General features: G+C 64.7%; 20 protein-coding genes. 6 read left to right on the top strand and 14 right to left on the bottom strand.

The window, feature by feature from the left end; translation table 11 throughout:
* Positions 1-249 precede the first annotated feature (249 nt).
* From AC0L20_RS31560 to AC0L20_RS31540, 5 genes are all read right to left on the bottom strand, one after another.
* Complete coding sequence (locus AC0L20_RS31560; RefSeq protein ID WP_473294487.1) at positions 250-1,983, bottom strand: methyl-accepting chemotaxis protein; 1,734 nt, start codon at positions 1,981-1,983, stop codon at positions 250-252.
* A gap of 208 nt (positions 1,984-2,191) precedes the next feature.
* A complete protein-coding gene (locus AC0L20_RS31555) occupies positions 2,192-2,443 on the bottom strand; it encodes a DUF6894 family protein (protein ID WP_007594936.1) in 252 nt (83 codons plus the stop codon).
* A gap of 162 nt (positions 2,444-2,605) precedes the next feature.
* Positions 2,606-3,205, bottom strand: coding sequence for a hypothetical protein (locus AC0L20_RS31550; protein ID WP_473294486.1), 600 nt, complete (start codon positions 3,203-3,205; stop codon positions 2,606-2,608).
* Positions 3,206-3,317: 112 nt separating this feature from the next.
* Positions 3,318-4,304 carry an acrylyl-CoA reductase (NADPH) gene (gene acuI, locus AC0L20_RS31545; protein WP_473294485.1) on the bottom strand — a complete coding sequence of 329 codons (987 nt, stop codon included), beginning with the start codon at positions 4,302-4,304 and terminating at the stop codon, positions 3,318-3,320.
* 40 nt (positions 4,305-4,344) lie between these two features.
* Positions 4,345-5,598 (bottom strand): MFS transporter, encoded by a 1,254-nt coding sequence (locus tag AC0L20_RS31540; protein ID WP_473294484.1) that lies wholly within the window; start codon positions 5,596-5,598, stop codon positions 4,345-4,347.
* Positions 5,599-5,925: 327 nt separating this feature from the next.
* On the opposite strand from AC0L20_RS31540, the gene nadA reads away from it, so the two are divergent.
* Genes nadA through nadC form a run of 3 tightly spaced genes read left to right on the top strand, consistent with a single transcriptional unit; the run spans position 5,926 to position 9,533 of the window.
* Positions 5,926-7,032 carry a quinolinate synthase NadA gene (nadA, locus tag AC0L20_RS31535; protein ID WP_473294483.1) on the top strand — a complete coding sequence of 369 codons (1,107 nt, stop codon included), beginning with the start codon at positions 5,926-5,928 and terminating at the stop codon, positions 7,030-7,032.
* 9 nt (positions 7,033-7,041) lie between these two features.
* Positions 7,042-8,643, top strand: a complete 1,602-nt coding sequence (locus tag AC0L20_RS31530) for an L-aspartate oxidase (RefSeq protein ID WP_473294482.1) — start codon at positions 7,042-7,044, stop codon at positions 8,641-8,643.
* A gap of 11 nt (positions 8,644-8,654) precedes the next feature.
* Complete coding sequence (gene nadC, locus AC0L20_RS31525) at positions 8,655-9,533, top strand: carboxylating nicotinate-nucleotide diphosphorylase (protein ID WP_473294481.1); 879 nt, start codon at positions 8,655-8,657, stop codon at positions 9,531-9,533.
* 162 nt (positions 9,534-9,695) lie between these two features.
* Here the strand turns inward: nadC and AC0L20_RS31520 are convergent, their stop codons facing one another.
* From AC0L20_RS31520 to AC0L20_RS31510, 3 genes are all read right to left on the bottom strand, one after another.
* Entirely contained in the window at positions 9,696-11,150 is a 1,455-nt protein-coding gene (locus AC0L20_RS31520; RefSeq protein ID WP_473294480.1) for a cell wall hydrolase, read from the bottom strand.
* A gap of 472 nt (positions 11,151-11,622) precedes the next feature.
* On the bottom strand, positions 11,623-14,613 hold the full coding sequence (gene ppdK / locus AC0L20_RS31515; RefSeq protein WP_473294479.1) for a pyruvate, phosphate dikinase: 2,991 nt from the start codon (positions 14,611-14,613) through the stop codon (positions 11,623-11,625).
* A gap of 96 nt (positions 14,614-14,709) precedes the next feature.
* Positions 14,710-14,865, bottom strand: coding sequence for a DUF3096 domain-containing protein (locus AC0L20_RS31510; RefSeq protein ID WP_007594951.1), 156 nt, complete (start codon positions 14,863-14,865; stop codon positions 14,710-14,712).
* Between the two features lie 223 nt (positions 14,866-15,088).
* On the opposite strand from AC0L20_RS31510, the gene AC0L20_RS31505 reads away from it, so the two are divergent.
* Positions 15,089-15,442 carry a DUF1236 domain-containing protein gene (locus AC0L20_RS31505; protein ID WP_007594952.1) on the top strand — a complete coding sequence of 118 codons (354 nt, stop codon included), beginning with the start codon at positions 15,089-15,091 and terminating at the stop codon, positions 15,440-15,442.
* 268 nt (positions 15,443-15,710) lie between these two features.
* On the opposite strand, the gene glyS is transcribed toward AC0L20_RS31505, so the two are convergent.
* The 6 genes from glyS to AC0L20_RS31475 all read right to left on the bottom strand — a co-directional run bounded on the left by glyS (position 15,711) and on the right by AC0L20_RS31475 (position 21,301).
* The gene (glyS, locus tag AC0L20_RS31500; protein WP_473294478.1) at positions 15,711-17,810 is read right to left on the bottom strand and encodes a glycine--tRNA ligase subunit beta; all 2,100 of its coding nucleotides are present in this window, start codon (positions 17,808-17,810) and stop codon (positions 15,711-15,713) included.
* Complete coding sequence (locus tag AC0L20_RS31495) at positions 17,810-18,745, bottom strand: glycine--tRNA ligase subunit alpha (protein WP_473294477.1); 936 nt, start codon at positions 18,743-18,745, stop codon at positions 17,810-17,812. The genes glyS and AC0L20_RS31495 overlap by 1 nt, the downstream gene beginning before the upstream one ends.
* A gap of 135 nt (positions 18,746-18,880) precedes the next feature.
* Positions 18,881-19,072 carry a hypothetical protein gene (locus tag AC0L20_RS31490; protein ID WP_473294505.1) on the bottom strand — a complete coding sequence of 64 codons (192 nt, stop codon included), beginning with the start codon at positions 19,070-19,072 and terminating at the stop codon, positions 18,881-18,883.
* A 118-nt stretch (positions 19,073-19,190) separates the two neighbouring features.
* Complete coding sequence (locus AC0L20_RS31485) at positions 19,191-20,099, bottom strand: S49 family peptidase (RefSeq protein ID WP_473294476.1); 909 nt, start codon at positions 20,097-20,099, stop codon at positions 19,191-19,193.
* 211 nt (positions 20,100-20,310) lie between these two features.
* Positions 20,311-21,081 carry a tRNA1(Val) (adenine(37)-N6)-methyltransferase gene (locus AC0L20_RS31480; RefSeq protein ID WP_473294475.1) on the bottom strand — a complete coding sequence of 257 codons (771 nt, stop codon included), beginning with the start codon at positions 21,079-21,081 and terminating at the stop codon, positions 20,311-20,313.
* Positions 21,074-21,301, bottom strand: coding sequence for a putative signal transducing protein (locus AC0L20_RS31475; RefSeq protein ID WP_007594964.1), 228 nt, complete (start codon positions 21,299-21,301; stop codon positions 21,074-21,076). Before AC0L20_RS31475 ends, AC0L20_RS31480 begins: the two co-directional genes overlap by 8 nt.
* A gap of 132 nt (positions 21,302-21,433) precedes the next feature.
* Between AC0L20_RS31475 and AC0L20_RS31470 the strand changes: the two genes are divergently transcribed.
* Positions 21,434-22,441 carry a polyprenyl synthetase family protein gene (locus AC0L20_RS31470; protein ID WP_007594965.1) on the top strand — a complete coding sequence of 336 codons (1,008 nt, stop codon included), beginning with the start codon at positions 21,434-21,436 and terminating at the stop codon, positions 22,439-22,441.
* A 312-nt stretch (positions 22,442-22,753) separates the two neighbouring features.
* Entirely contained in the window at positions 22,754-23,269 is a 516-nt protein-coding gene (locus AC0L20_RS31465) for a winged helix-turn-helix transcriptional regulator (protein WP_473294474.1), read from the top strand.

Here is a 23,269-nt window from a genome sequence, read left to right as displayed (position 1 = left end):
TAGTCCTCGAGCTTCGCATTCTGGTTAACGGGAGGGCCCGGAGAAATACTGGGATTTCAGCCCAAATAATTGAAATGGAAGAGATAATTTCGCGAGCAAGTTGTAAATTTCAGCTTGAGGTCGCCACTGTTTACTTTTGCAGCCGACGTTCGCCGAAGGCATGCGCGAGACGTTCGCGGCGACGATCGGATGCAAAAACGCCCCGCCTAAGGAGGCAGGGCGTCTTCCGAACTGTCTGGAACGAGGTTCTTAGGCGGCGCGCACGGAATCGAGGAACTTGCCGACCTCGAGCTTGAGGCGGTTGCTGTCGCCGGACAGCGACTGCGCTGCTGCCAGCACTTGCGAGGATGCCGATCCAGTTTCGCCCGCACCGCGCTGCACGTCGGTGATGTTGGACGAGACCTGATGGGTACCTTCGGCCGCCTGCTGCACGTTGCGCGAGATCTCCTGCGTCGCCGCGCCCTGCTCTTCGACGGCCGCAGCGATCGTGGATGATATCTCGGACAGCTTTTCGATGGTGTTGCTGATGGCGCTGATCGCGCTGACCGAGTCCTGCGTCGCGGCCTGAATGCCGGAAATCTGCTGGCCGATCTCGCCGGTCGCCTTCGCAGTCTGCTCGGCAAGCGCCTTGACTTCGGAGGCGACGACGGCAAAGCCGCGGCCGGCCTCGCCGGCGCGCGCGGCCTCGATGGTGGCATTGAGCGCCAGCAGGTTGGTCTGGCCGGCGATGGTGTTGATCAGCTCGACCACGTCGCCAATGCGAGCCGCCGCCTTGGACAATTCGCCGACACGGTCGGTCGTGGTTCGGGCCTGGGTCACCGCCTCGCTCGCGACCCGCGCCGATTCCTGCACCTGGCGGCTGATCTCGGTGATCGAGGACGACAGCTCTTCGGTCGCGGAGGCAACCGACTGCACGTTGGTCGACGCCTCCTCGGAGGCCGCAGCCACAACTATCGTCAGTTCCTGTGCCCGCTCCGCCGTCGAAGTCAACGTCGAGGCCGAAGCCTCGAGCTCCGTCGCGGCCGAGGAGACGGTATCGACGATCTCGCCGACGGCGCCTTCGAAACTATCGGCAAGCCTGCGCATATCGGCCTTGCGCTGCTCGGCCGCCACCTGCTCCTGCCGCATCTTGGCTTCCGCTTCCCCGCGCGCCTTCTGCTCCGATACGACCTTGAATTTCTCGACGGCCGCAGCGACGCCGCCGACCTCGTCCTTGCGGCCGAGACCCGGCAGGACAACAGAGAAGTCACCACCAGCGAGCTTGTCCATGGCAACCGTGAGCGCGCGGATCGGCCGCGCGATGGTCAGGAAGGACATCAGCCACGAACCAATGAGAACGAGCACGGCGCACGCGCCGACCACCATGCCGAGACGCTCGCTCGCGGCCATCTCCTGTGCCGCGGCCGCGATTTCTTCGTCGCCTTTGTGCTTGGCGAAATCGGCAATCTCGCTGGTCAAATTATCCAGCTGCGTAGCGAGCGGCAGCGTCACCTCACGGATGTGGCGCGCGCCTTCCTCGGAAATCTTGGCGGCGCGGACCGGGTCCGTGGCCGCAACGGCAATGGCCTCGCTGCGAACAGAGGCGTTCTGCTGCGCGCCCTTCAGGTAATCGGCGGACGTCAACTTGAGCTTCTCCATCCGCGCGCGATTTTCCGGTGAGTGCGCCAATCTGAGCATGGAATCGACGACGCCGTTCAGCGCTTTCGACCGCTCCAGCAGAGTCTCGCTCGCCTTTTGCAAGTCACCCTGATTGTTGGCGAGACGCATGTCCCGTACAGCGAGCTGCATGCCGCGTATCCCAAGCTTGGCTTCGGTGGCCTCGCGCACCAATTCCTGCTGCGCAAGCGCGCCTTGGTTGGAATGACGCACGGTGTTGTTGCCGATGACCTGGCTCGCGATCATGGCGCCGACGAGAACAACGCCGAACACCGAAGCGAGCGCGAGCTTGGTACCGATTTGCAGATTCTGGATGAGTCTCGACATGAGGGCGTTTCCCGGGATTGCGCGGCCAAGTCATTGTCGGCCGCCCTCGGCGTTGATCGCCCTTGCCTAAAAACTGAGCTTCAGGTGTGGTTATCCGGTTAACAACCGTCCCCGGACAAATACCGGACTCACCGGAAAATCCCTTGAAAAATGGCACGGTCCGCGCGCTTAACAGGTTAACCACACGCGGCGGTAGGATGCCCGATTTCTAACCAGTACGACCAAGGGCCTTCTGGCTCTCGCCGATCAGGCTGATCCGAAACACCGGCTCCTTGTTCTCGTCGAGCAGCTCCATGCGCCATTCGGCGTCCTGTTTCAGGCCGCGCGAGATGCCGCCGAGCAAATTGGCACAGACTTCGGTCATCTCGGTCCAGGCCGCAGCGCGATCCTCGAACTCATACGGCTGGTCGGCAGCACCGGAATAGCGGCCCGTGCTGATACGGAAGAAGTACAGCGACATCGTTGAACCCTTTTATCGGGCCGCGCCCCCGGCCGTACGCAAACTGGGGTGCGAACAGCTACCAACGCATGAAAGCCGCCGTCCGTATGACTACGGCGCGGCGGCTTCGTGTTTGACGGCAGCTCTCAACGACAAAGTGCGCGGGCTGTCCCGCGACCCAACTCACTGGGTGGAGCGACGAAGCTCCAGTGGAGCGTCGTCCTTGGCGGGCTCCGATTTGGCTTGCGGCTTCACCGGCTCGAGCCGGCTACTCTCGACACGCGGGGTCTCGACACGCGCGGCGACTTCGGTGTTGGGCGTGCCGACCGAACCCGTGTGTTCCGAAGTGCGCAGCGAGCGTGGCCGCGCCACGGCGCGCGCCATCAGCATCTGGTTGCCGCCCTGGTGATGGAAGTCGCAATAGGCGAAGCCCATCCCCGATACCGAGCCGCGGAAACTGCGATCGTCGGTCTTTTCAAGGTTGAAACAGGGCTCGAACGGAATGCCCTTGATGGAGGCGCAGACGTTCTGGCCGCGGATCTGAAGCGTGTTGCCCGGCAGGCGGAGATGTTTCACCGGACCTGCACCCGAGAACTGCACGGCCCCGGCGGCGCCGAGGTCGTCCATGATGCGGCCAGCGCCGCGGGTGCCGTCAAAACAGGTGAAAGCAAACACCTTCCCGGCGACGAAGCGGCGCGCCTCATCGGCGTTCATGCTTCCAGCAATGGCCGGCGCAAGCGTCGCTACCGCCGTGACCGCCCCCAACACAATACGCGCAAGCATGCTCAACTCCGAACCAACCCCGCAGCGGGCTATGCCTTATCTCTTTACCCGCTGCTTACCATACTAACCATGGCGACATTGAAGCAGCATGGTTGGTAAAGTCTGAACGCCGTTAGACAATTTTTACAACGGTGCGACCGCGGACCTGGCCGGCCAGGATTTTCGCGCCCCACTCCGGAACGTCGGAAAGCGAAATTTCGTGAGTGATTTCAGCTAGTTTCGTCCGGTCCAGATCGGATGCCAGGCGCTGCCAGGCGGCTTTCCGCGGCTCGATCGGGCACATCACGGAATCGATGCCGAGAAGGCACACCCCGCGCAAAATGAAGGGTGCGACGGAAGACGGCAGGTCCATGCCGGCGGCCAAGCCGCAGGCCGCGATCGCGCCGCCATACTTCGTCATCGACAGCAGATTTGCGAGCGTGGTCGAGCCGACGCTGTCGACGCCGCCCGCCCAGCGCTCCTTGGCGATGGGCTTGGCGGCCGCCGACAGTTCGTTGCGGTCGATCACCTCAGTCGCGCCGATCTCTTTCAGATAGTCCGCTTCGGACGCACGTCCCGTGGAGGCGATGACGTGATAGCCGAGCTTCGAGAGCACGGCGGTCGCAACCGAGCCGACGCCGCCCGCCGCGCCCGTCACCACGACCGGACCGCTGTTCGGCGACACTCCGTGCTTCTCCAGCGCCAGCACGGACAGCATCGCGGTGAAGCCGGCGGTGCCGATCGCCATGGCGTCGCGCGCCGACAGGCCCTGCGGAAGCGCGACCAGCCACTCGCCTTTCACCCGCGCCTTCTCGGCATAGGCGCCGAGATGGGTCTCGCCCATGCCCCAGCCGGTGCAGACGACCTTGTCGCCCGCCTTCCATTGCGGATGCGAGGACTGCTCAACCGTGCCGGCGAAATCGATACCGGCAATCATCGGGAAGCGGCGCACCACCGGCGCCTTGCCGGTGAGCGCAAGGCCGTCCTTGTAGTTCAACGTCGACCATTCCACGCGCACGGTGACGTCGCCCTCCATCAGCTCGGCTTCGTCGAACTGCGTGAGCTGCGCGGTGGTGCCCTTGTCCGCCTTGTCGATCCGGATCGCCTTGAAAGTGGCCACAGCTAAACTCCCTGACTTGTTTCAGGCGATGTTTAGCCGATCAGGCAGGCTGCGCAACCGCCCGCTGGACCGGTTTCTCCACGATCGGAAGATTGATCATCGCCGAGAGCACGCCGAACAGGATCGAGAGCCACCAGATCGGCGTGTAGGAACCGAACCGCTCGAATACGATGCCGCCGAGCCAGACGCCGAGGAAGCCGCCGACCTGATGGCTGACGAAGGCGAAGCCATAGAGGGTGGCGAACCAGCGCGTGCCGAACATGATCGCGACCAGCGCCGAGGTCGGCGGCACGGTCGACAGCCAGGTCAGGCCGGAGACCGCGCCGAACGCAATCGCCGAGAACGGCGTGATCGGGAACGAGATGAAGGCAAGCGTCGCAAGCGCGCGGGTGAAATAGATGGTCGAGAGGATGTAGCGCTTGGGCAGTGAGTTCTGGAGATAACCGACGCTGAGCGATCCCATGATGTTGAACAGTCCGATCGCCGCGATCACCCAGCCACCGATTTGCGTGGAGATGCCGTTATCGACCAGGAAGGCCGGCAGATGCACCGTGATGAAGGCAAGCTGGAAGCCGCAGGTGAAGAAGCCGAGCACAAGCAGCACGTAGGAGCGATGGCCAAAGGCTTCCGCGAGCGCTTTGGTGAAGGTCTGCTGGTCCGCAGGCGCCGCGTTTGCGGTGCTTGCGACCGGCGGCGTCGAGAGCGCCAGCGCCAGCGGGATGATCAACAACATCAGGAAGCCGAACACGGTGAGCGCCTGCTGCCAGCCGAAATTGTCGATCAGGGCCACTCCAATCGGTGCGAACAGGAATTGCCCGAACGATCCCGCCGCAGTGCCGGCGCCGAGCGCAAGGCCGCGCTTCTCGGCCGGCAAGAGCTTGGTAAAGGCCGACAGCACCAGATTGAACGAGCAGCCGGCGAGACCGAAGCCGACCATGACGCCAGCGCCGATGTTGAGCGACAGCGGCGTCGAGGAATAGCGCATCAGGAGCAAGCCGCCGGCATAGAGCAGAGCGCCGACGCACATCACCCGGAACAAGCCGAAGCGATCGGCGACCGCACCGGCGACCGGCTGGCCCAGTCCCCACAGCAAATTTTGAAACGCGATCGCGAGGCCGAACACGTCGCGGCCCCAGGCATATTCATGGCTCATCGGCTGCACGAAGAAGCCCAGCGCCGAGCGCGGGCCGAAGCCGAGCATCCCGATCGCGCAGCCGCAGAGAATGATGATCGCCGGCGTGCGCCAGGAGGAGGAACGGGAGACCGAACCGAGCTCGCCCATCTGTGTCGACATGCTGTTCCTCGTGCGTCGTCGCGGATTCGCAAATGGCAGCCGCGAGGGAGCCTCGTTTAATGCATCTGCATGAAAACCCCAAGCCAAAAACGATTGCGTTTCGCGAAGAGCTGGCGCCAGAGCATTGCATTTCCTCGCGGCCTCGGACGACGCGCCGAGTGCCCGACTTGACGGAAATGTGTGCGGCGAGATCTGGCGGCTCCAAACACGACGTGCTATTTATTATTTGCTCATATCGAGCATATCGAATGGATCCCCGGCCTGTCGGCCGGATTTCTCAGGCCCTTTATATGCTCACAATGAGTATAACATGCACGGGAGGCTTCGATGCCGCTAACTGGAATTTACGGCCCCGACGACTTTGCCAGCCGGCCCCCAGGCCAGCTCATCACCCCGGTACGGCCCGGGCAGGCGCGAACCGGACCTGCCCTGCCGATGCCTTCGCTGGAATGGACGCCCGAGGTCGAGCGAGCCACCGCGCCGCTTTACGAGCGCGTGAAACACGTCATCCCGCCGATCGAATGGCCGCTGATGGCCCCGACGATCAAGGCGATCAACGAGCTGAAGCAAGCGCGGGGCGCGGTGATCCTCGCGCACAATTACCAGGCGCCGGAGATCTTCCACTGCGTCGCCGACATCGGCGGTGATTCGCTCCAGCTCGCGGTCGAAGCCACCAGGGTGAAGGCCGGCATCATCGTCCAGTGCGGCGTGCACTTCATGGCGGAGACCTCGAAACTGCTCAATCCGGACAAGACGGTGCTGATCCCTGATACACGCGCCGGCTGCTCGCTCGCCGCCAGCATCACTGGCGCTGACGTTCGCCTGCTCCGCGACAGATTTCCCGGCGTGCCTGTCGTTGCCTATGTCAACACCTCCGCGGAGGTGAAGGCCGAGGTCGATATCTGCTGCACCTCGTCGAACGCGGTGCAGGTGGTCGAGAGCCTCAGAGCGCCCAGCGTGATCTTCCTGCCCGACCGCTATCTCGCCACTTACGTGGCCTCGAAGACCGACGTGAAGATCATTGCCTGGAAGGGCGCCTGCGAGGTGCACGAGCGTTTCACTGGCGCCGAGCTGCGCAGCTACCGCGAGGCCGATCCCTCCGTACAGATCATCGCCCATCCCGAATGCCCGCCGGACGTGCTGGCCGAGGCCGACTTCACCGGCTCGACCGCGCACATGATCAACTGGGTGCGTGAGCGGCGGCCGCGTCGGCTGGTGATGATCACGGAATGCTCGATGGCCGACAATGTCCGCGCCGAGCTGCCCGATGTCGAGATGCTGCGTCCCTGCAACATCTGCCCGCACATGAAGCGCATCACACTCGCCAACATTCTGGAGAGCCTGCTGACGCTTCGCGAGGAAGTGACGATCGATCCCGCACTTGCGGACCGCGCAAGGCGCTCGGTCGAGCGGATGATCAATTTAAAGAATTGAGATAAAGCCATGACAAACAACATCAACACGCTCACCCGCTCCGACGACGTCGTCATCGTCGGCGGCGGCCTTGCCGGATTGTTCTGCGCGCTCAAGCTCGCGCCGCGGCCCGTGACATTGATCTCGGCTGCGCCGCTCGGACAGGGCGCGTCGTCCGCATGGGCGCAAGGCGGCATCGCCGCGGCCGTGGGTGAAGGCGATACGCCGGAAGCGCACGCCGCAGATACGATCGCGGTCGGCGGCGGCATAGTCGACCAGGCTGTCGCATTGGAAATCGCGCGCGAGGCAGCACCGCGGATTCACGATCTTCTCGCCTATGGCGTGCCGTTCGACCGCGATCTCGAAGGCAGGCTCGCAGTCGGGCGCGAAGCCGCACACTCGGCGCGGCGTATCGTGCATGTGCGTGGCGACGGCGCGGGCGCTGCCATCATCGCCGCGCTGAGCGATGCCGTGCGGCGCACGCCCTCGATCCGACTGATCGAAGGTTTCGTCGCCGAGACGCTGTTGACCGAGGACGGTGCCGTCACCGGTCTTCAATTGCGCGAAGCTGGCGACGCGGCAGCACGCCCGGTCCTCATCGCCGCGCGCACCGTGGTGCTCGCCACGGGTGGCATCGGCCATCTCTATGCCGTCACCACCAATCCGCGCGAGGCGGGCGGATCCGGCCTTGCGATCGCCGCACGCGCCGGCGCGACCATCGCAGATCCCGAGTTCGTGCAATTTCACCCGACCGCCATCATGGTCGGCCGCGATCCCGCGCCGCTCGCCACGGAAGCCTTGCGCGGCGAAGGCGCGACACTGATCAACGGCCGCGGCGAGCGTTTCATGGCGGCGCGTCATCCGCTCGCCGAGCTTGCACCGCGCGACATCGTGGCCCGCGGCGTGTTCGCGGAGATCTCGGCCGGGCGCGGCGCCTTCCTCGATGCGCGGCAGGCGCTCGGCGCACGTTTTGCCGACAGATTCCCGACCGTCCATGCAAGCTGCATCGCCGCGGGCATCGATCCCGCCACGCAGGTCATCCCGATCGCACCGGCGTCGCACTATCACATGGGCGGCATCGCGGTGGACGATCGCGGCCGCAGCTCGATCGAAGGGCTCTGGGCCGGCGGCGAAGTGTCGTCCACCGGCGCGCACGGCGCGAACCGGCTTGCGTCGAATTCGCTGCTGGAGGCCGTGGTCTACGCCGCGCGCATCGCCGACGACATCGCCGGCCGCACCATTCCCTCGCCCGCCCGCCTTGCGAACGAGGCGACGCTGCGGGGCGGGGCGCCGGATGCTGCGGTCGTGAAGCGGCTGCGGCTGCTGATGAGCACGCATGTCGGCGTGATCCGCGACGGTGACGGGCTTGCGGACGCGGTTCGCTGCTTCGCCGCGCTCGAACGCGAAGCCACGAGCATTGCGGTGCGCAACATGGCCACGGCAGCCCTGCTCGTGGCGGCGTCGGCCTGGAACCGGTGCGAGAGCCGCGGCGCGCATTTCCGCTCCGACCATTCCGCGGACTTTCCCGCACTCGCGCAACGCACGATGACGACGCTCGCAGCAGTGCGCGAGATCGCAGATGGCCTGACCGAACGCCCGACACCGGGCACCGCGCAACCCATGATCGCCTGACGGAGTCTGCCATGATCACCCCAACCTCTCTGCTCTATCCCGACGCCTTCCTCTCCCCGCTCGCGATCGACGAGGCTGTGCACCGCGCGCTCGATGAGGATCTCGGCCGCGCCGGCGACATCACCTCGCTTGCGACGATCCCCGAGGCAACGAAGGCGCAAGCGATCCTGGTCGCACGGCAATCCGGCGTGATCGCCGGCTTGCCGCTGGCGCTCGCCACCCTGCAAAGGCTTTCGCCCGACATCGAGGTACGCGCACATGTTCGCGACGCCGCGCGCGTCGCCCGCGGGCAGCAGGTGCTGACGATCTCGGGGCCGGCACGCGCCATCCTCACGGCGGAGCGGACCGCGCTGAATTTCGTCGGCCGCCTGTCAGGCGTTGCGACGCTCACGGCGGACTATGTTGCGCGCACCGAGGGCACCCGGATGCGGATCTGCTGCACGCGAAAAACCACGCCCGGGCTGCGCGCGTTGGAGAAATACGCGGTACGCTGCGGCGGCGGCTTCAATCACCGCTTTGGTCTCGACGACGCGATCCTGATCAAGGATAACCACATCGCGGTCGCCGGCGGCATCCGTCCCGTGCTGGAGCGCGCCCGCGCCCATGCCGGCCATCTCGTCAAGATCGAGATCGAGGTCGACACGCTTCCGCAGTTGCGCGAGGTGCTCGACACCGGCCTTGCCGACGCCGTGCTGCTCGACAACATGGACATTGCGACGCTGCGCGAGGCCGTTGGGATCAACGAGGGACGCCTCAAGCTGGAGGCATCCGGCGGCGTCACCCTGGACTCGATCGCAGCCATCGCGGCGACCGGCGTCGACTACGCTTCAGCCGGCGCGCTGACGCATTCGGCGCCGAATTTCGACTGCGCGCTGGATATCGAGGCGTGAGGCGGGTCTTCTCCCTCGCCCCGCTTGCGGGGAGAGGGTTGGGGTGAGGGGGAGCCTCCACAGGGAAGGTGAGAGTTGGACTCGTGGAGAGTCCCCCTCACCCAGATTGCATCTTCGATGCAATCTGACCTCTCCCCGCAAGCGGGGCGAGGTAAAGAACGCCTACCTTCGCTCGGTCGCGCCCATCTCGGCGGAGCTCTTGGCTTCCTGGGTGAGCTCGGCGGAGAGCGCGGCGGTCTGCGCGGGGGTGCCCCAGCTCGGTTCCTCGCTGCCGTCGCCCCAGGCGCGCGGGCGATAGAAGGTGTGGACGCCGGTCTTGTACATCTTCTTCATCTCGGCGACCCAGGACGGGCGCACCCAATAGGCGTGGTAGTGCGTGGACTTGCCGACCTCGGGCAGCCAGATCTGGCCGTCGAGCATGGCCTTCGAGATCTTTTTCGCACGCTCCCACATCTCGGGCTCGCGGATCACGTCGGCATTGTTGTCGCAGGCGAAGGTGAACTGGCAGGCGAGGTGGCGGTGCTTGTTTTGATAGACGGCGCCGCACACCGTGTCCGGATATTTTCCGGAGAACACGCGGTTCATCACCACCTGCGCAACCGCCATCTGGCCGCGCACGGCCTCGCCGCGGGACTCGAAATAGACGGCCTCCGCCAGGCATTTTTCGGACTTCGCGCGCGACTTGTCGTCGAGCGCGAGCCGTTCCGCCGGCGATCTGGCGCGCTGGTTGTCGACGTTGACCTCACCTTTCGGCGCGACGCTCTCGCCGCTTTCGATATCCTTCGCAATATCCTCCGACGGCGGCGACAGTGAGGCCGTCACCTTCATGTCGGGGTCCGGCATCACGATCAGCGGCTCCGCACCGGGTTGCCAGCTCTCGATGCTCTCGACGTTGCCGCCGAGCGAGGACCTGCCGAAGAACAGGTTCGAGGTCTTGATGCGGAATGGATCGCGCGGCGGTGCAGCCGGAATGGTGGCCTGCTTCAGCGCTTCGAGCGGTTGGAGCGCGAGCGAGCGCGCAGCGTCGCTGGCTTGTGGCGCATTGGTGTATTGCGGCAGCGGCGGCGCGCGTAGCGCTTCCGCAAGTTCGGGATCGAGCGCGGCCGCGGACTCCGGCGACATCGCCGGTGGCAGCGCGACGGTCTTGGCGCCGAACACCGAGCTGTTCGACGTCGCGGGGTCTTCCTGCGTCGGCGCTGCCGTCGGCGCGCCCGCTTCGGGAGCTTGCGTCGGTGTGACCGTTGCGAGGCGATCACCCTTCATGGAGCGATCGACCTTGGGAAAATCGGCGGCCTGGTAGCGCGGGGGCGCCTGGAGCGCCGGATTGCGGCTGATCGCGCCGGTGATGTCGCGGCCGTCAAGGCTCGCGAGACGAACCATCGCGCTCTGCGGAGCCGAAGTGCCGATCGGCCGGGAAAAACTGTAAGTGGCCAGCTGTATGGAGGAGGCAGCAGAGAACACCTGCTTCTGCCAACGCTCCGCGACGCCGGGTTGGCGCGCCAGCAGCGAGGCAATGTCCTGATAGCCGGTCTCTCTCGGCATCAATGCGAAGATGCAGAGACCGATACCGAAGGACGCGAACCGCGCGCCCTTCGGATGGGTACGCAACAAAAACATCGATACGCTCACGCTACGCTTACGCTAGAAAAATCGAGCCGCAGTACATCCGTGCAATTCGATCTTTCTCGTGAGTATCTAATTTAGGTTGCCGGGGCGTTAATCGGCGTTGCGCATGCGGCACACGCAAGCAATCGCAGGTGTTTTCACGGGGTGATGATGCGCGTTGGTAAACGCGCTCTCACGCGACGAGGTAAACAATTGGTCAACGCGAATGGTGAAGGAACTCTTGCCTGCACGTGTCATTACGGGACGCGCGATGGGTTCCCGGTGTTGCGCGATGTTCTCACACGCACGCTCCTCAAGCTCTTCATTGCGAGGAGCTCTTGCGACGAAGCAATCCAGACTGCTGCCGCACGAAGATTCTGGATTGCTTCGCTACGCTCGCAATGACGGCGTGGAAGCAGTCGAGCCTCAAAAAGAAAGAGGCGGGGCTTGGCCCCGCCTCTCCGGATTCAGCATTTCAGATCGGTTATGCCTGGCTCGCTACCGCCTTGCCGAGCGCAGCTTGCGCGGCGGCGAGGCGGGCGATCGGGACGCGGTAGGGCGAGCAGGAGACGTAGTCGAGGCCGATCGCGTGGCAGAAGGCGACGGAGGCGGGATCGCCGCCGTGCTCGCCGCAGATGCCGACCTTGAGCGAGGCACGCGTCTTACGACCGCGTGCGACGCCGATCTTGACGAGCTCGCCGACGCCTTCCTGGTCGAGTGCGACGAAGGGATCGATCGGCAGGATGCCCTTGGACACGTAGGTCCCGAGGAAGCTCGCGGCATCGTCACGGCTGATGCCGTAGGTCGTCTGCGTGAGGTCGTTGGTGCCGAACGAGAAGAACTCGGCGCTCTCCGCGATCTCGGCCGCGAGCAGGCAGGCGCGCGGCAGCTCGATCATGGTGCCGACCTGATAGGTCAGCTTGGTGTTGGTGTCGCGCATCACCGCCTTCGCGGTGGAGTCGATGCGCGCCTTAACGAGGTCGAGCTCCATCTTGGTGGCGATCAGCGGCACCATCACCTCGAGACCGACGGCCTTGCCGGTGCGCTTCTCGGCCTCGACCGCCGCTTCGAAGATCGCGCGCGCCTGCATCTCGGCGATCTCGGGATAGGCGATCGCGATGCGGCAGCCACGGAAGCCGAGCATCGGATTGAACTCCGACAGCTCGCGCGCGCGGTCGGCCAGACGCCGCGGGTCGGTGTTCATGGCACGCGCCACTTCCTCGACCTCGGCATGGGTGTGCGGCAGGAACTCGTGCAGCGGCGGATCAAGCAAACGGATCGTGACGGGCAGGCCCTTCATGATCTCGAACAGCTCGACGAAGTCGGCGCGCTGCATCGGCAGCAGCTTTGCCAGCGCGGCGCGGCGGGACTGCTCATCCTCGGAGAGGATCATCTCGCGCACCGTGCGGATGCGCGTCTCCTCGAAGAACATGTGCTCGGTACGGCAGAGACCGATGCCTTCCGCGCCGAACTTGATCGCGGTGTGCGCGTCCTCCGGCGTGTCCGCGTTGACGCGCACGCCGATCTTGCGGACCTGGTCGGCCCATTTCATCAGCGTGCCGAACTCGCCGGACAGCTCGGGCTCGATCATCGGCATGCGGCCGGCGAGCACCTGACCGAGCGAGCCGTCGATGGTGATGACGTCGCCGGTCTTGAAGGTGCGCGAGCCGATGCTCATGGTGCCGCGGCCGTAATCGACGCGGATGGTGCCACAGCCGGAGACGCAGGGCTTGCCCATGCCGCGCGCGACCACCGCGGCATGCGAGGTCATGCCGCCACGGGTGGTCAAGATGCCTTCGGCGGCGTGCATGCCGTGGATGTCTTCGGGGCTGGTCTCGATCCGGACCAGAATCACCTTGCGACCGTCGGCCTGAAGCTTTGCCGCTTCGTCCGAGGAGAACACGATCTCGCCGGACGCCGCACCCGGCGAAGCCGGCAGGCCGGTCGCGATCACGTCGCGCTTGGCGTTGGGGTCGATGGTCGGATGCAGCAGCTGGTCGAGCGAGGCGGGGTCGATCCGCGTCACCGCTTCCTTCTTGGTGATCAGGCCTTCATTGGCGAGCTCGACCGCGATGCGCAGCGCCGCCTTGGCAGTACGCTTGCCGCCGCGGGTCTGCAGCATCCAGAGCTTGCCCTGCTCGACCGTGAACTCCATGTCCTGCATGTCGCGGTAGTGCTTCTCGAGCAGCGTGTAGATCCGCGTCAGCTCCTTGAAGGCCTCCGGCATCGCCGATTCCATCGACGCCTTGTCGGAGCCCGAGTCTTTCCGCGCTTCCTCGGTGATGTCCTGCGGGGTGCGGATGCCCGCCACCACGTCCTCGCCTTGCGCGTTGATCAGGAACTCGCCGTAGAGCTTGCTCTCGCCGGTCGAGGGATTGCGCGTGAAAGCAACGCCGGTCGCCGAGGTCTCGCCCATGTTGCCGAACACCATGGCCTGCACGTTGACCGCGGTGCCCCAGGATTCCGGAATGTCGTGCAGCCTGCGATAGGTCACCGCGCGGGCGTTCATCCAGGATGAAAACACCGCGCCAATCGCGCCCCAGAGCTGGTCGTGCGGATCCTGCGGAAAATCCTTGCCGGTTTCGCGCGCGACTGCGTCCTTGTACTTGCCGACCAGATCGACCCAGTCGTCGGCAGTGAGATCCGTGTCGAGCGTATAGCCCTGACTGTCCTTGAAGGTGTCGAGGATTTCCTCGAAGTGATGGTGCTCGAAGCCGAGCACCACGTCCGAATACATGGTGATGAAGCGGCGATAGCTGTCATAGGCGAAGCGGCGATCGCCCGACAGTTCCGACAGCGCTTCCACGGTCTCGTCGTTGAGGCCGAGATTGAGCACAGTGTCCATCATGCCCGGCATCGAGGCGCGGCCGCCGGAACGCACGGAGACGAGCAGCGGGTTCCTGGAATCGCCGAAGATCTTGCCGGTCAACTTGCCGACATGGTCGAGCGCCTTCTCAACCTGCGACTTCAATTCCTTCGGGTAGGACTTGTCGTGCGCGTAGAAATAGGTGCAGACCGAGGTGGGGATGGTGAAGCCCGGAGGCACCGGCAGGCCGAGATTGGCCATCTCGGCCAGGTTGGCGCCCTTGCCGCCGAGCAAATCGCGCATCTCCGCTTTGCCCTCGGCCTTGCCGTCGCCGAACGTGAACACCCACTTGCCGGCCTTGGCCGCAACAGGCGCCGCCTTGCTTGAAGCAGCCTTGCTCGGTGCCGGCTTCACGGCAACCTTCGGCGCAACCGGTTTCGTCGGTGCCTTAGCAACAGCCTTGGAAATCGACTTGGAAACCGACTTGGCGGCAGGCTTCACAGCCGGCTTGGCAGCAGCCTTGGCAACCGGCTTAACAGCGGCCTTGGCCACGGGCTTCGGGGCGCGTTTGGCAAGTGCCTTGCGGGCCGCCGGCGCGGCTTTCGCCTTGGCGGAGGACTTTGATTTCGCTGGCATTTTCGCTGAAGTTTTCGAGGCGGCTTTGGCCATAGCTTGCACACAACCTGCGAGAGGAATGGGTAATTGCGGGCCTTACACCACTTTGGGCAGGTCCGCGCAAGTCGAAGAGTTCCGTAGAATGAAGGCCTAGAGATGGAGCCACTTCAACAATCCGAGCCCGATCGCACCATTTATGATGAGAAAAATCGCGACGATCAGGTTCAGGAGGCGCGGCATGATCAGGATGAGCACACCCGCAAGCAGCGACAGGATCGGCGAGATATGGGCGACGGTGATGTGCATGAATTTTCTTTCCGTGGAATGGGGGCGAATCGCGGCGGGATCATAGCGGACTGGGTTCCGCCGGTAGAGACGCACTGGGCCCGCGCGAGTTCCCGGCTCCGCGAAAACAGCCCGAAAATGCCGCGAATGCGGCGGGCGTTTTCCGGAACATCGCGAAGACGCATGCATTGGCAACCGGTCGCGCCATTGGCGCTTCCCGAAAACCTTCTCGAAGGAGTTGCCCATGCGGAACAGGATTCTTGCTCTTGCAGCGCTCGCGGCCGCGATCGGTTCGCCCCTTGCGGCGCAGGCGCAAAGCAGCGTCACAGTGGGACGCGCGCCCGTCGTCGTCGACAGCGGCCCGACCATTGCCGTCGAGCAGCGGCCGGCTTTCCGCGACTATGTCGTCGAACAACGCGTGCCGGCTTTCCGCATCCCGGATCGCGTGGTGGTCGGTGCCACCTTACCTGAGAGCGGCGTCACCTATTATGACGTGCCGCAACGTTTCGGCGCCACCACCTATCGCTACACCGTCGTGAACGGCGAGACCGTATTGGTCGAGCCGCGCTCGCGGCGCATCGTCGAGGTGATGGACTAGCGCTTTCAGGGATCGACTCGATGTCCGGCGCGTCACATCAATCAGGCTGACGCGAGCAGTAGAGTCGGACATCAGGCCCCGCCCGGTCCTCCCCCCGCCGGGCGGGGCTTTTTGTGTGGGCACTCTTCGTGCACAGGAATTGCGGCCACCAACTCCGTCGTCATGGCCGGGCTTGTCCCGGCCATCCACGCGTCTCCACGAGCGAAGAAGGACGTGGATGCCCGGGACAAGCCCGGGCATGACGGTGTCCAGTTAGGCCAAGACGCGCTCAATCCTGGATCTTCGAGAAATCCGCCACCGCACGCGTGGCGCTGCGGATCTCGTTGAGCAGCTTCAGGCGGTTCTCGCGCACCTTCGCATCGTCGTCGTTGACGCGGACCTTGTCGAAGAACGCATCGACCGGTGGACGCAGCTTGGCCATCGCGCTCATTGCGGCAGCGAAGTCTTCCTTTGCGACGGCGGCGCTTGCCTCCACCTTCACTTCGCCGATCGCCTTGGCCAGCGCCTTCTCCTCGCCGAGGCCGTAGAGCGCAGCGTCGGGCGCCCCGTCGAACGTGCGCTTGTCCTTCTTCTCCTCGATGCCGAGGATATTGCTGGCGCGCTTGATGCCGGCGAGCAGGTTCTTGCCGTCGTCGGTCTCGAGGAATTTGCCGAGCGCGTCGACGCGGCGGACGATCATCAGGAGATCGTCCTGACCGCCGAGCGCGAACACGGCGTCGACGAGATCATGCCGCGCGCCCTGCTCACGGAGTTGGACTTTCAGACGGTCAGCGAAGAAGGCAAGCAGGTCGCTCGGAAGCTTCTGCGCATCGGCAGGCTTCAAGGACAAGCCGGCGAGCGCGGACGCCGCCACCTTCATGAGGGATAGACGCAGTCCGTTCTCGGTGATCAGCCTGATTACGCCCAGCGCCGCACGACGCAGCGCATACGGGTCCTTGCTGCCCGTCGGCTTTTCGTCGATCGCCCAGAAGCCGACAAGCGTGTCGAGCTTGTCCGCGAGCGCTACTGCGACGCTGACCGGATCGGTCGGCACGCGATCGGCAGGACCTTGGGGCTTGTAGTGCTCCTCGCAGGCGGCGGCGACGGAGGCGTCCTCGCCCTGGGCCAGCGCGTAGTACTTGCCCATCAGGCCCTGCACCTCGGGGAATTCGCCGACGACTTCGGTCAGCAAATCCGCCTTCGCCAGATGCGCGGCGCGCGTGGCCTTGGCGACATCGGCGCCGACCAGCGGCGCGATCTCGGCGGCGAGACGCTCGATCCGCTTGATGCGCGCGGCCTGTGTGCCGAGCTTCTCGTGAAACACGATCTGCTCGAACTTCGGCAGCCGGTCTTCCAGCTTCGTCTTAAGGTCCGTCTCATAGAAGAACTTTGCATCCGACAGGCGCGGACGGATCACGCGCTCGTTGCCGGCGACGATGGTCTTGCCGCCGTCGGGCGCCTCGATGTTCGCCGTCAGGACGAATTTGTTGGTCAGCTTGCCCGTCTTGGAATCCCTGACGACGAAGCACTTCTGGTTGTTGCGGATGGTGGCGCGGATCACCTCTTCCGGAATCGCGAGATATTCTGCTTCGAACGATCCCATCATGACGACGGGCCATTCGACGAGGCCCGATACCTCGTCCAGCAGCGCCTGGTCCTCGACCAGTTCGAACCCTTGCGCGAAGGTCAGCTCCTTGGCGTCGGCGAAGATGATGTCCTTGCGCGCCTGCGGATCGAGGATGACTTTTGCAGCTTTCAGCTTCGCTTCATAGTCCTCGAAGCGGCGCACGGAAATCGCAGCTGGTGCCATGAAGCGATGGCCGTAGGTGGTCTGGCCGGCCTCGATGCCGTCCACCGAGAATTTCACGACGTCGGGCTCTTCGGTCTCGAGCCCGAACGTCGCGGTGATCGCGTGCAGCGGACGCACCCAGCTCAGCGCTCCCGGTTTTCCGGAGCGCGCGCCCCAGCGCATCGATTTCGGCCAGGGGAAGGTGCGGATGATCACGGGAAGGATTTCAGCGAGCACGTCGATCGCGTCGCGGCCGGGCTTCTCGATCAGCGCGATGTAGAAGTCGCCCTTCGGGTCGCGCTGGATCTTGGCTTCGTCGAGCGAAGCCAGACCTGTCGCTTTCAGGAACCCCTGCACGGCCGCATCGGCCGCGCCCATTTTCGGGCCGCGGCGTTCGGTCTTCAGGTCAGGCTGGCGCGCCGGGATGCCGTGCACGGTCAGCGCGAGGCGGCGCGGCGTCGCGAACGCCTTTGCGCCTTCGTAGACGAGACCTTCGGCGACGAGCTTGTCGGTGACCATGCGGCGCAGATCGTCGGCCGCCTTGGCCTGCATGCGCGCGGGGATTTCTTCGGAGAACAGTTCAAGCAACAAATCGGGCATCAGGCCGCTCCGCCCGCTTCAGTATGGATCCAGGCCTCGCCGCAAGCCTTTGCCAGTTCGCGCACGCGAAGAATGTAGCTCTGCCGCTCCGTCACCGAGATCACGCCGCGCGCGTCGAGCAGATTGAACACGTGGCTCGCTTTGATGCATTGGTCATAGGCCGGCAGGGACATCAAATGCGCTTCGCGTTTGCCATCTTTCCAACCCGCATCGAGATATTTCCTGCAAGCAGCTTCCGCCATCTTGAATTGCTCGAACAGCATCGCGGTGTCGGCGACTTCGAAATTGTGCTTCGAATATTCCCGCTCGGCCTGCAGGAAGACATCGCCATAGGTGACCTTGGCGTCACCGTCGCGGCCGTTGAAGTTGAGGTCGTAGACGCGATCGACGCCCTGCACATACATCGCGAGCCGCTCGAGCCCGTAGGTGAGCTCGCCCGCGACCGGCGCGCATTCGACACCCGCAACCTGCTGGAAATACGTGAACTGGCTGACTTCCATGCCGTCGCACCAGCACTCCCAGCCGAGGCCCCAGGCGCCCAGCGTCGGGCTCTCCCAATCGTCCTCGACGAAGCGAATGTCGTGCATGGCGGAATCGATGCCGATCGCGGCGAGCGACTTCAGGTACAGCTCCTGAAGGTTCGGCGGCGACGGCTTCATGATCACCTGGAACTGGTAATAGTGCTGCATCCGGTTCGGATTCTCGCCGTAGCGGCCGTCCTTGGGCCGGCGCGAGGGCTGCACATAGGCCGCATTCCAGGGCTTTGGCCCGAGCGCGCGCAGCGTAGTCGCCGGATGGAAGGTACCCGCACCCATCTCCATGTCGTAGGGCTGCAGGATCACGCAGCCCTGCTCGGCCCAGAACCGCTGGAGCGCGAGGATAAAACCCTGGAACGAGCGTTCCGGGCGCATATGGGCGGGCAAGGAGGCGTCCATCGTCAGATCGGGCTCTCGCGGGGGGTTGAATCGCGCGGGACCGTATCGACGGCAGGGGTCGGAATCAAGGTGAAGGGGTTGAATGGCGTCATTCCGGGGCGATGCGAAGCATCGAACCCGGAAGAAAGACGCCGGCTAACCCGGCCGATAGGCTCCGGTCACCGGATCCTGTTTCAGCGTCTGGACGGCCCCCCTATGGGCGGCCTCGGCGACGCGTGAGAGGCGCATCTCCTCCAGCTCATGGTTGATCCTGACAGCGGTCTTGTAGGCCCAGCGGACCACGGCAAGCCCGCCCAGGACGCCCGCGAATGCGACGAACGGCGGCATCGGTCGTTCCTTGTTCACAATGCTCAGCCCCCACGCGCATTCTTGCGCAGACCGGGCCGCGCCGCAATTGGCCCAGCTTCAAGTCTCCTTGGGGCCAAATGGCGCGGCAGGGCTCCGTCTAGAACCCGAATTTCGCCCAGATCGCGCGCGTCTCGACCGCCGAGATCAGGTCGTCCGGCAGGCTGGCCATTGATTCCATGGCCGAAAGCTGCCCCGCGCCGGGCGATTTCCGGCCCAAAAGGCCGGAGAGCAGACCGGTCGGCTGGGCAATCACGGGGGTGAGAACTTTCTCGCCAAAGCGGGCACGAAGAGTTGAGCGGAGATCGCCGATGCTGTCGGCGAGCCCCAGCGCGATCGAACTCTCGCCAGCCCAGTATTCGCCCGTGAACAGGGTGTCGTCGGAGCCCTTCAACCGCGCGCCGCGGCTCTCCTTCACCAGGGCGATGAATATCTGGTGGATCTCGCGCTGGAGCGCCTTCAGCTTGGCGACGTCGTCGGGGTTTTCAGGGAGAAACGGGTCGAGCATCGCCTTGTGCGCGCCGGCGGTGTAGAGGCGCCGCTCGATGCCGAGCCGCTTGATCGCCTCCTGGAAACCAAAACTGCCGCCGACCACGCCGATCGAACCGAGGATCGAGGACGGATCGCAGATGATCTCGTCGCCCGCGCAGGCGATCATGTAGCCGCCGGAGGCCGCGACGTCCTCGACGAACACCAGCACCGGCAGCTTCTTCTCCGCCGCGAGCTGCTTGATGCGCAGGTAGATCTGGCGCGACTGCACCGGCGAGCCGCCCGGCGAATTGATCACCAGCGCCACCGCCTTGGCGTTGCGCGTCGAAAACGCCCGCTCCAGCACCCGCGAAACGGTCGCGAGCGTCATGCCCGGGCGCAGCGGCGTCACCGCGCCGATCACACCGGACAGCCGCACCACCGGCACCACGGCCGTGCCTGGACGGAAGCGCGCCGGCAGATATTGCATGAGCTTGTCGGCCAGGCCGGAACTCTCACGATCGTTCAATTGTTCGGCCATGCCGTTACCTCTGATTAACCATTTCTTATCACGCGACTGTCATTGGAAGGGCCCGGAACGTGTTTTGCAGAAACCCCGTTGAGAGGCTGCAATGGGCCAGCGGAGAACACCATGAAAATCTATCTGCTGATGCTGCTGATCGGTGCGCTGTTCATGGCGATCCGCCTGACGACTCCGCAAGAGCAGCAGTCGGAATCGCTTCCGCAATAGCTCAGCACGGTTCCACCAGGGGTAGAACCGCCCTTCCCTCCAGAATATCCACCACCTCTTTTTTGGGCACGCGTGACTCCTCGTTGAGGACGAGGCCCGGCAACAATCGTGCCGGGGCCCTCCCGCCCTTGACCGCGCGCACCAGCACGCGGATCGCGGGCCGCCCGGCTTCACCGTGAACCGGCAGAATCGCGAGACTGCCGAAGCCGCGAGACAGTGCCGCCAAAACCTCCGCGATCCCATCTGCGCGCCAAATCAATGTCAGCGCGCCGTGCGATCGGAGGATGCGCCGCGCGGCATGCACCCAGGCATTCAGCGTCTCATCCGTCGCCACATGCGCGATCTGGCGCGCCTGATCGGGCGAGCCGCGATGGCGAGCGGAATCGTTGAAGGGCGGGTTCATCAGCACCACGTCGACGCTGTCGGGCGCGAGCCCGCCGGCCGCGAAGGCCTGCGCGTCCGCGGTGATGTCGAGCACGATCGTCTCGGCGGCAATCGCATTCGCTGCCGCATTGGCGCGCGCAAGCTCCGCCAGCTCGGGATCGATCTCGACCAGGCCGAGCCTGATCCCGGCCACGCGCCGCGCTAACGCAAGCCCGGCCGTGCCAATGCCGGCGCCGAGATCGACGACGCGGTCGCCCGCGCTCGCCTCCGTCGCCGCCGCGAGCAGAATGGCGTCGTGGCCGGCGCGATGGCCGGACCGCTTCTGCTTCAGCCGCAATTGCCCGCCGAGAAAGGCGTCCTCGGTGAGGTCTGCCAGGGCTTCACTCATCGCCGCGCAGTTCGTGGCTGAGGCCGGCCTCGGTCAGAAGCTGCCGGGCCTCGAGGGCGTCGTCCTCATGGACCAGGATCCGCCGCGGCAAAATGCCGAGCGAGCCCTCGATGATGCTCATGTTCTGGTCCAGTACCAGATGATGGATGTTGGCGCCGTCGAGCAGCGCGCCAATCGCCGACACCAGCACCATATCGTTGGTCCGAACCAGTTCTCGCAAAACGAAGGCCTCCTGCCTGACGGGGATTAAGCGCCAAATGTCAATGGTTCCACGGCCCTTGCCGCATCCCCGTCCAGTTTCTATTGTCTTTCCATCAGAATAGCCCTTCCGGGGCAAATATTGGAGACCGGCGTGGCCGTCATCGTACCTTTCGAAACTCCCGGCGCGTCGATCGAAGAGCTGGTTGCCCTTGTCGCCGGTGACATGGAGCGCGTCAACGCCACGATCCTGTCGCGGACCGGTTCGGACGTGACCATGATCCCGGAGGTCGCCAACCACTTGATCTCCTCCGGGGGCAAGCGCCTGCGGCCGATGCTGACGCTGGCCATGGCCAACCTCGCCGGCTACACCGGCGACGGCCATATCAAGCTCGCCGCCAGCGTCGAGTTCATGCATACCGCCACCCTGCTCCATGACGACGTCGTCGACGAGAGCGAGATGCGCCGCGGCAAGCTGTCGGCACGCATGCTCTGGGGCAATGAGGCGAGCGTGCTGGTCGGCGACTTCCTGCTCGGCCAGGCTTTCCGCATGATGGTCGAGGTCGGCTCGCTCCGCGCGCTCGACATTCTCTCCGCGGCCGCCGCCACCATCGCCGAGGGCGAGGTGATGCAGCTTGCCGCCGCCAAGAACACCGCGACCACCGAGGACGAATATCTCGCCGTGATCCGCGGCAAGACCGCCGAGCTGTTCGCGGCCGCCTGCGAGGTCGGCCCCGTGATCGCCAACCGCCCGAAGGCGGAGCAGACCGCCTGTCGCTCGGTCGGCATGAATCTCGGCATCGCCTTCCAGCTCGTCGACGACGTCCTCGACTATGGCGGCAAGAGCGCCAAGCTCGGCAAGAACACCGGCGACGATTTCCGCGAGGGCAAGATCACGCTGCCCGTCGTGCTCGCCTTCCGCCGCGGCAACGACACCGAGCGCGCCTTCTGGATCCGCGCGCTCGAGCGCGGCGAGATCGGCGACACCGACCTCGACCACGCCATCGGGCTGATGAACAAGCATCGTGCGCTCGAAGACACGCGCAGCCGCGCCCAACACTACGGCGCCATGGCGGTGGACGCGCTGGCGCTATTCCCGTCCTCGCCGATGAAGAGCGCACTGGAGCAGGTCGTGGCGTTCTGTCTGGCACGGTCGCATTAGGGCGCGCGTCTTCGGTGTTCTACCCGTACCCGTCTCGGTGACGGCCGCTACGGCGTCCACTGAAATCGTATTGCCGCTGCGGCATAGCCATCGTCATTGCGAGCGAAGCGAAGCAATCCAGAGTCCCTCCTTGGAAAGATTCTGGATTGCTTCGCTCCGCTCGCAATGACGGAGCAAGGAGCGCAGGCGTCGCTCGCCAACTCGCATCCGGGATCACAGAGACAGTTTTGCAGTCCCGCACCTCGTCCTCCCGTGCGGAGAAGTTGCCCCTTGTCACTTGCATTTTGAAAGTTACAACCCTACTTTCGAACGATGCAGCCCAAATCCCCCTCCATCCAGGAATGTCCGGTCGGCCGCGCCGTGGAGACGGTCGGCGAATGGTGGAGCATTTTGATCCTGCGGGATGCGTTCCAGGGCGCAACGAAGTTCGATGAATTTTCGCAAAGCCTCGGGATCGCGCCGAATATCCTGTCGCGGCGGTTGGCCCATCTCACCGAAAGCGGCATGTTCGTTCGCCGCCGCTATCACGATCGGCCGCCGCGCTACGAATATGTGCTGACGGACAAGGCCCGGGACTTCTTCCCCGTGATCGCAACCCTGCTCGCCTGGGGCAACAAGCATCTCGCACCGAAGGGCGAAGCGATCCTGCTCGCGAACCGCTCCGATCGTCGTCCATTCAATCCGGTCGTGGTCGATGCCGCCGACATGCAGCCGATCACGCTCACCAATGCGGTCATCATCGCCGGTCCCCGCGCCAGCCGCCTCATGCGTAAACGGCTGACCTCGCTCAAAGCCATGAACCCGGCCGTCGCGCCGGCTGGAGACTGA

The organism is Bradyrhizobium sp. Kon58, assembly GCF_055807455.1.
Note: the sequence above shows the minus strand (reverse complement) of the source record. Positions and strands in the feature narration are given on the sequence as shown.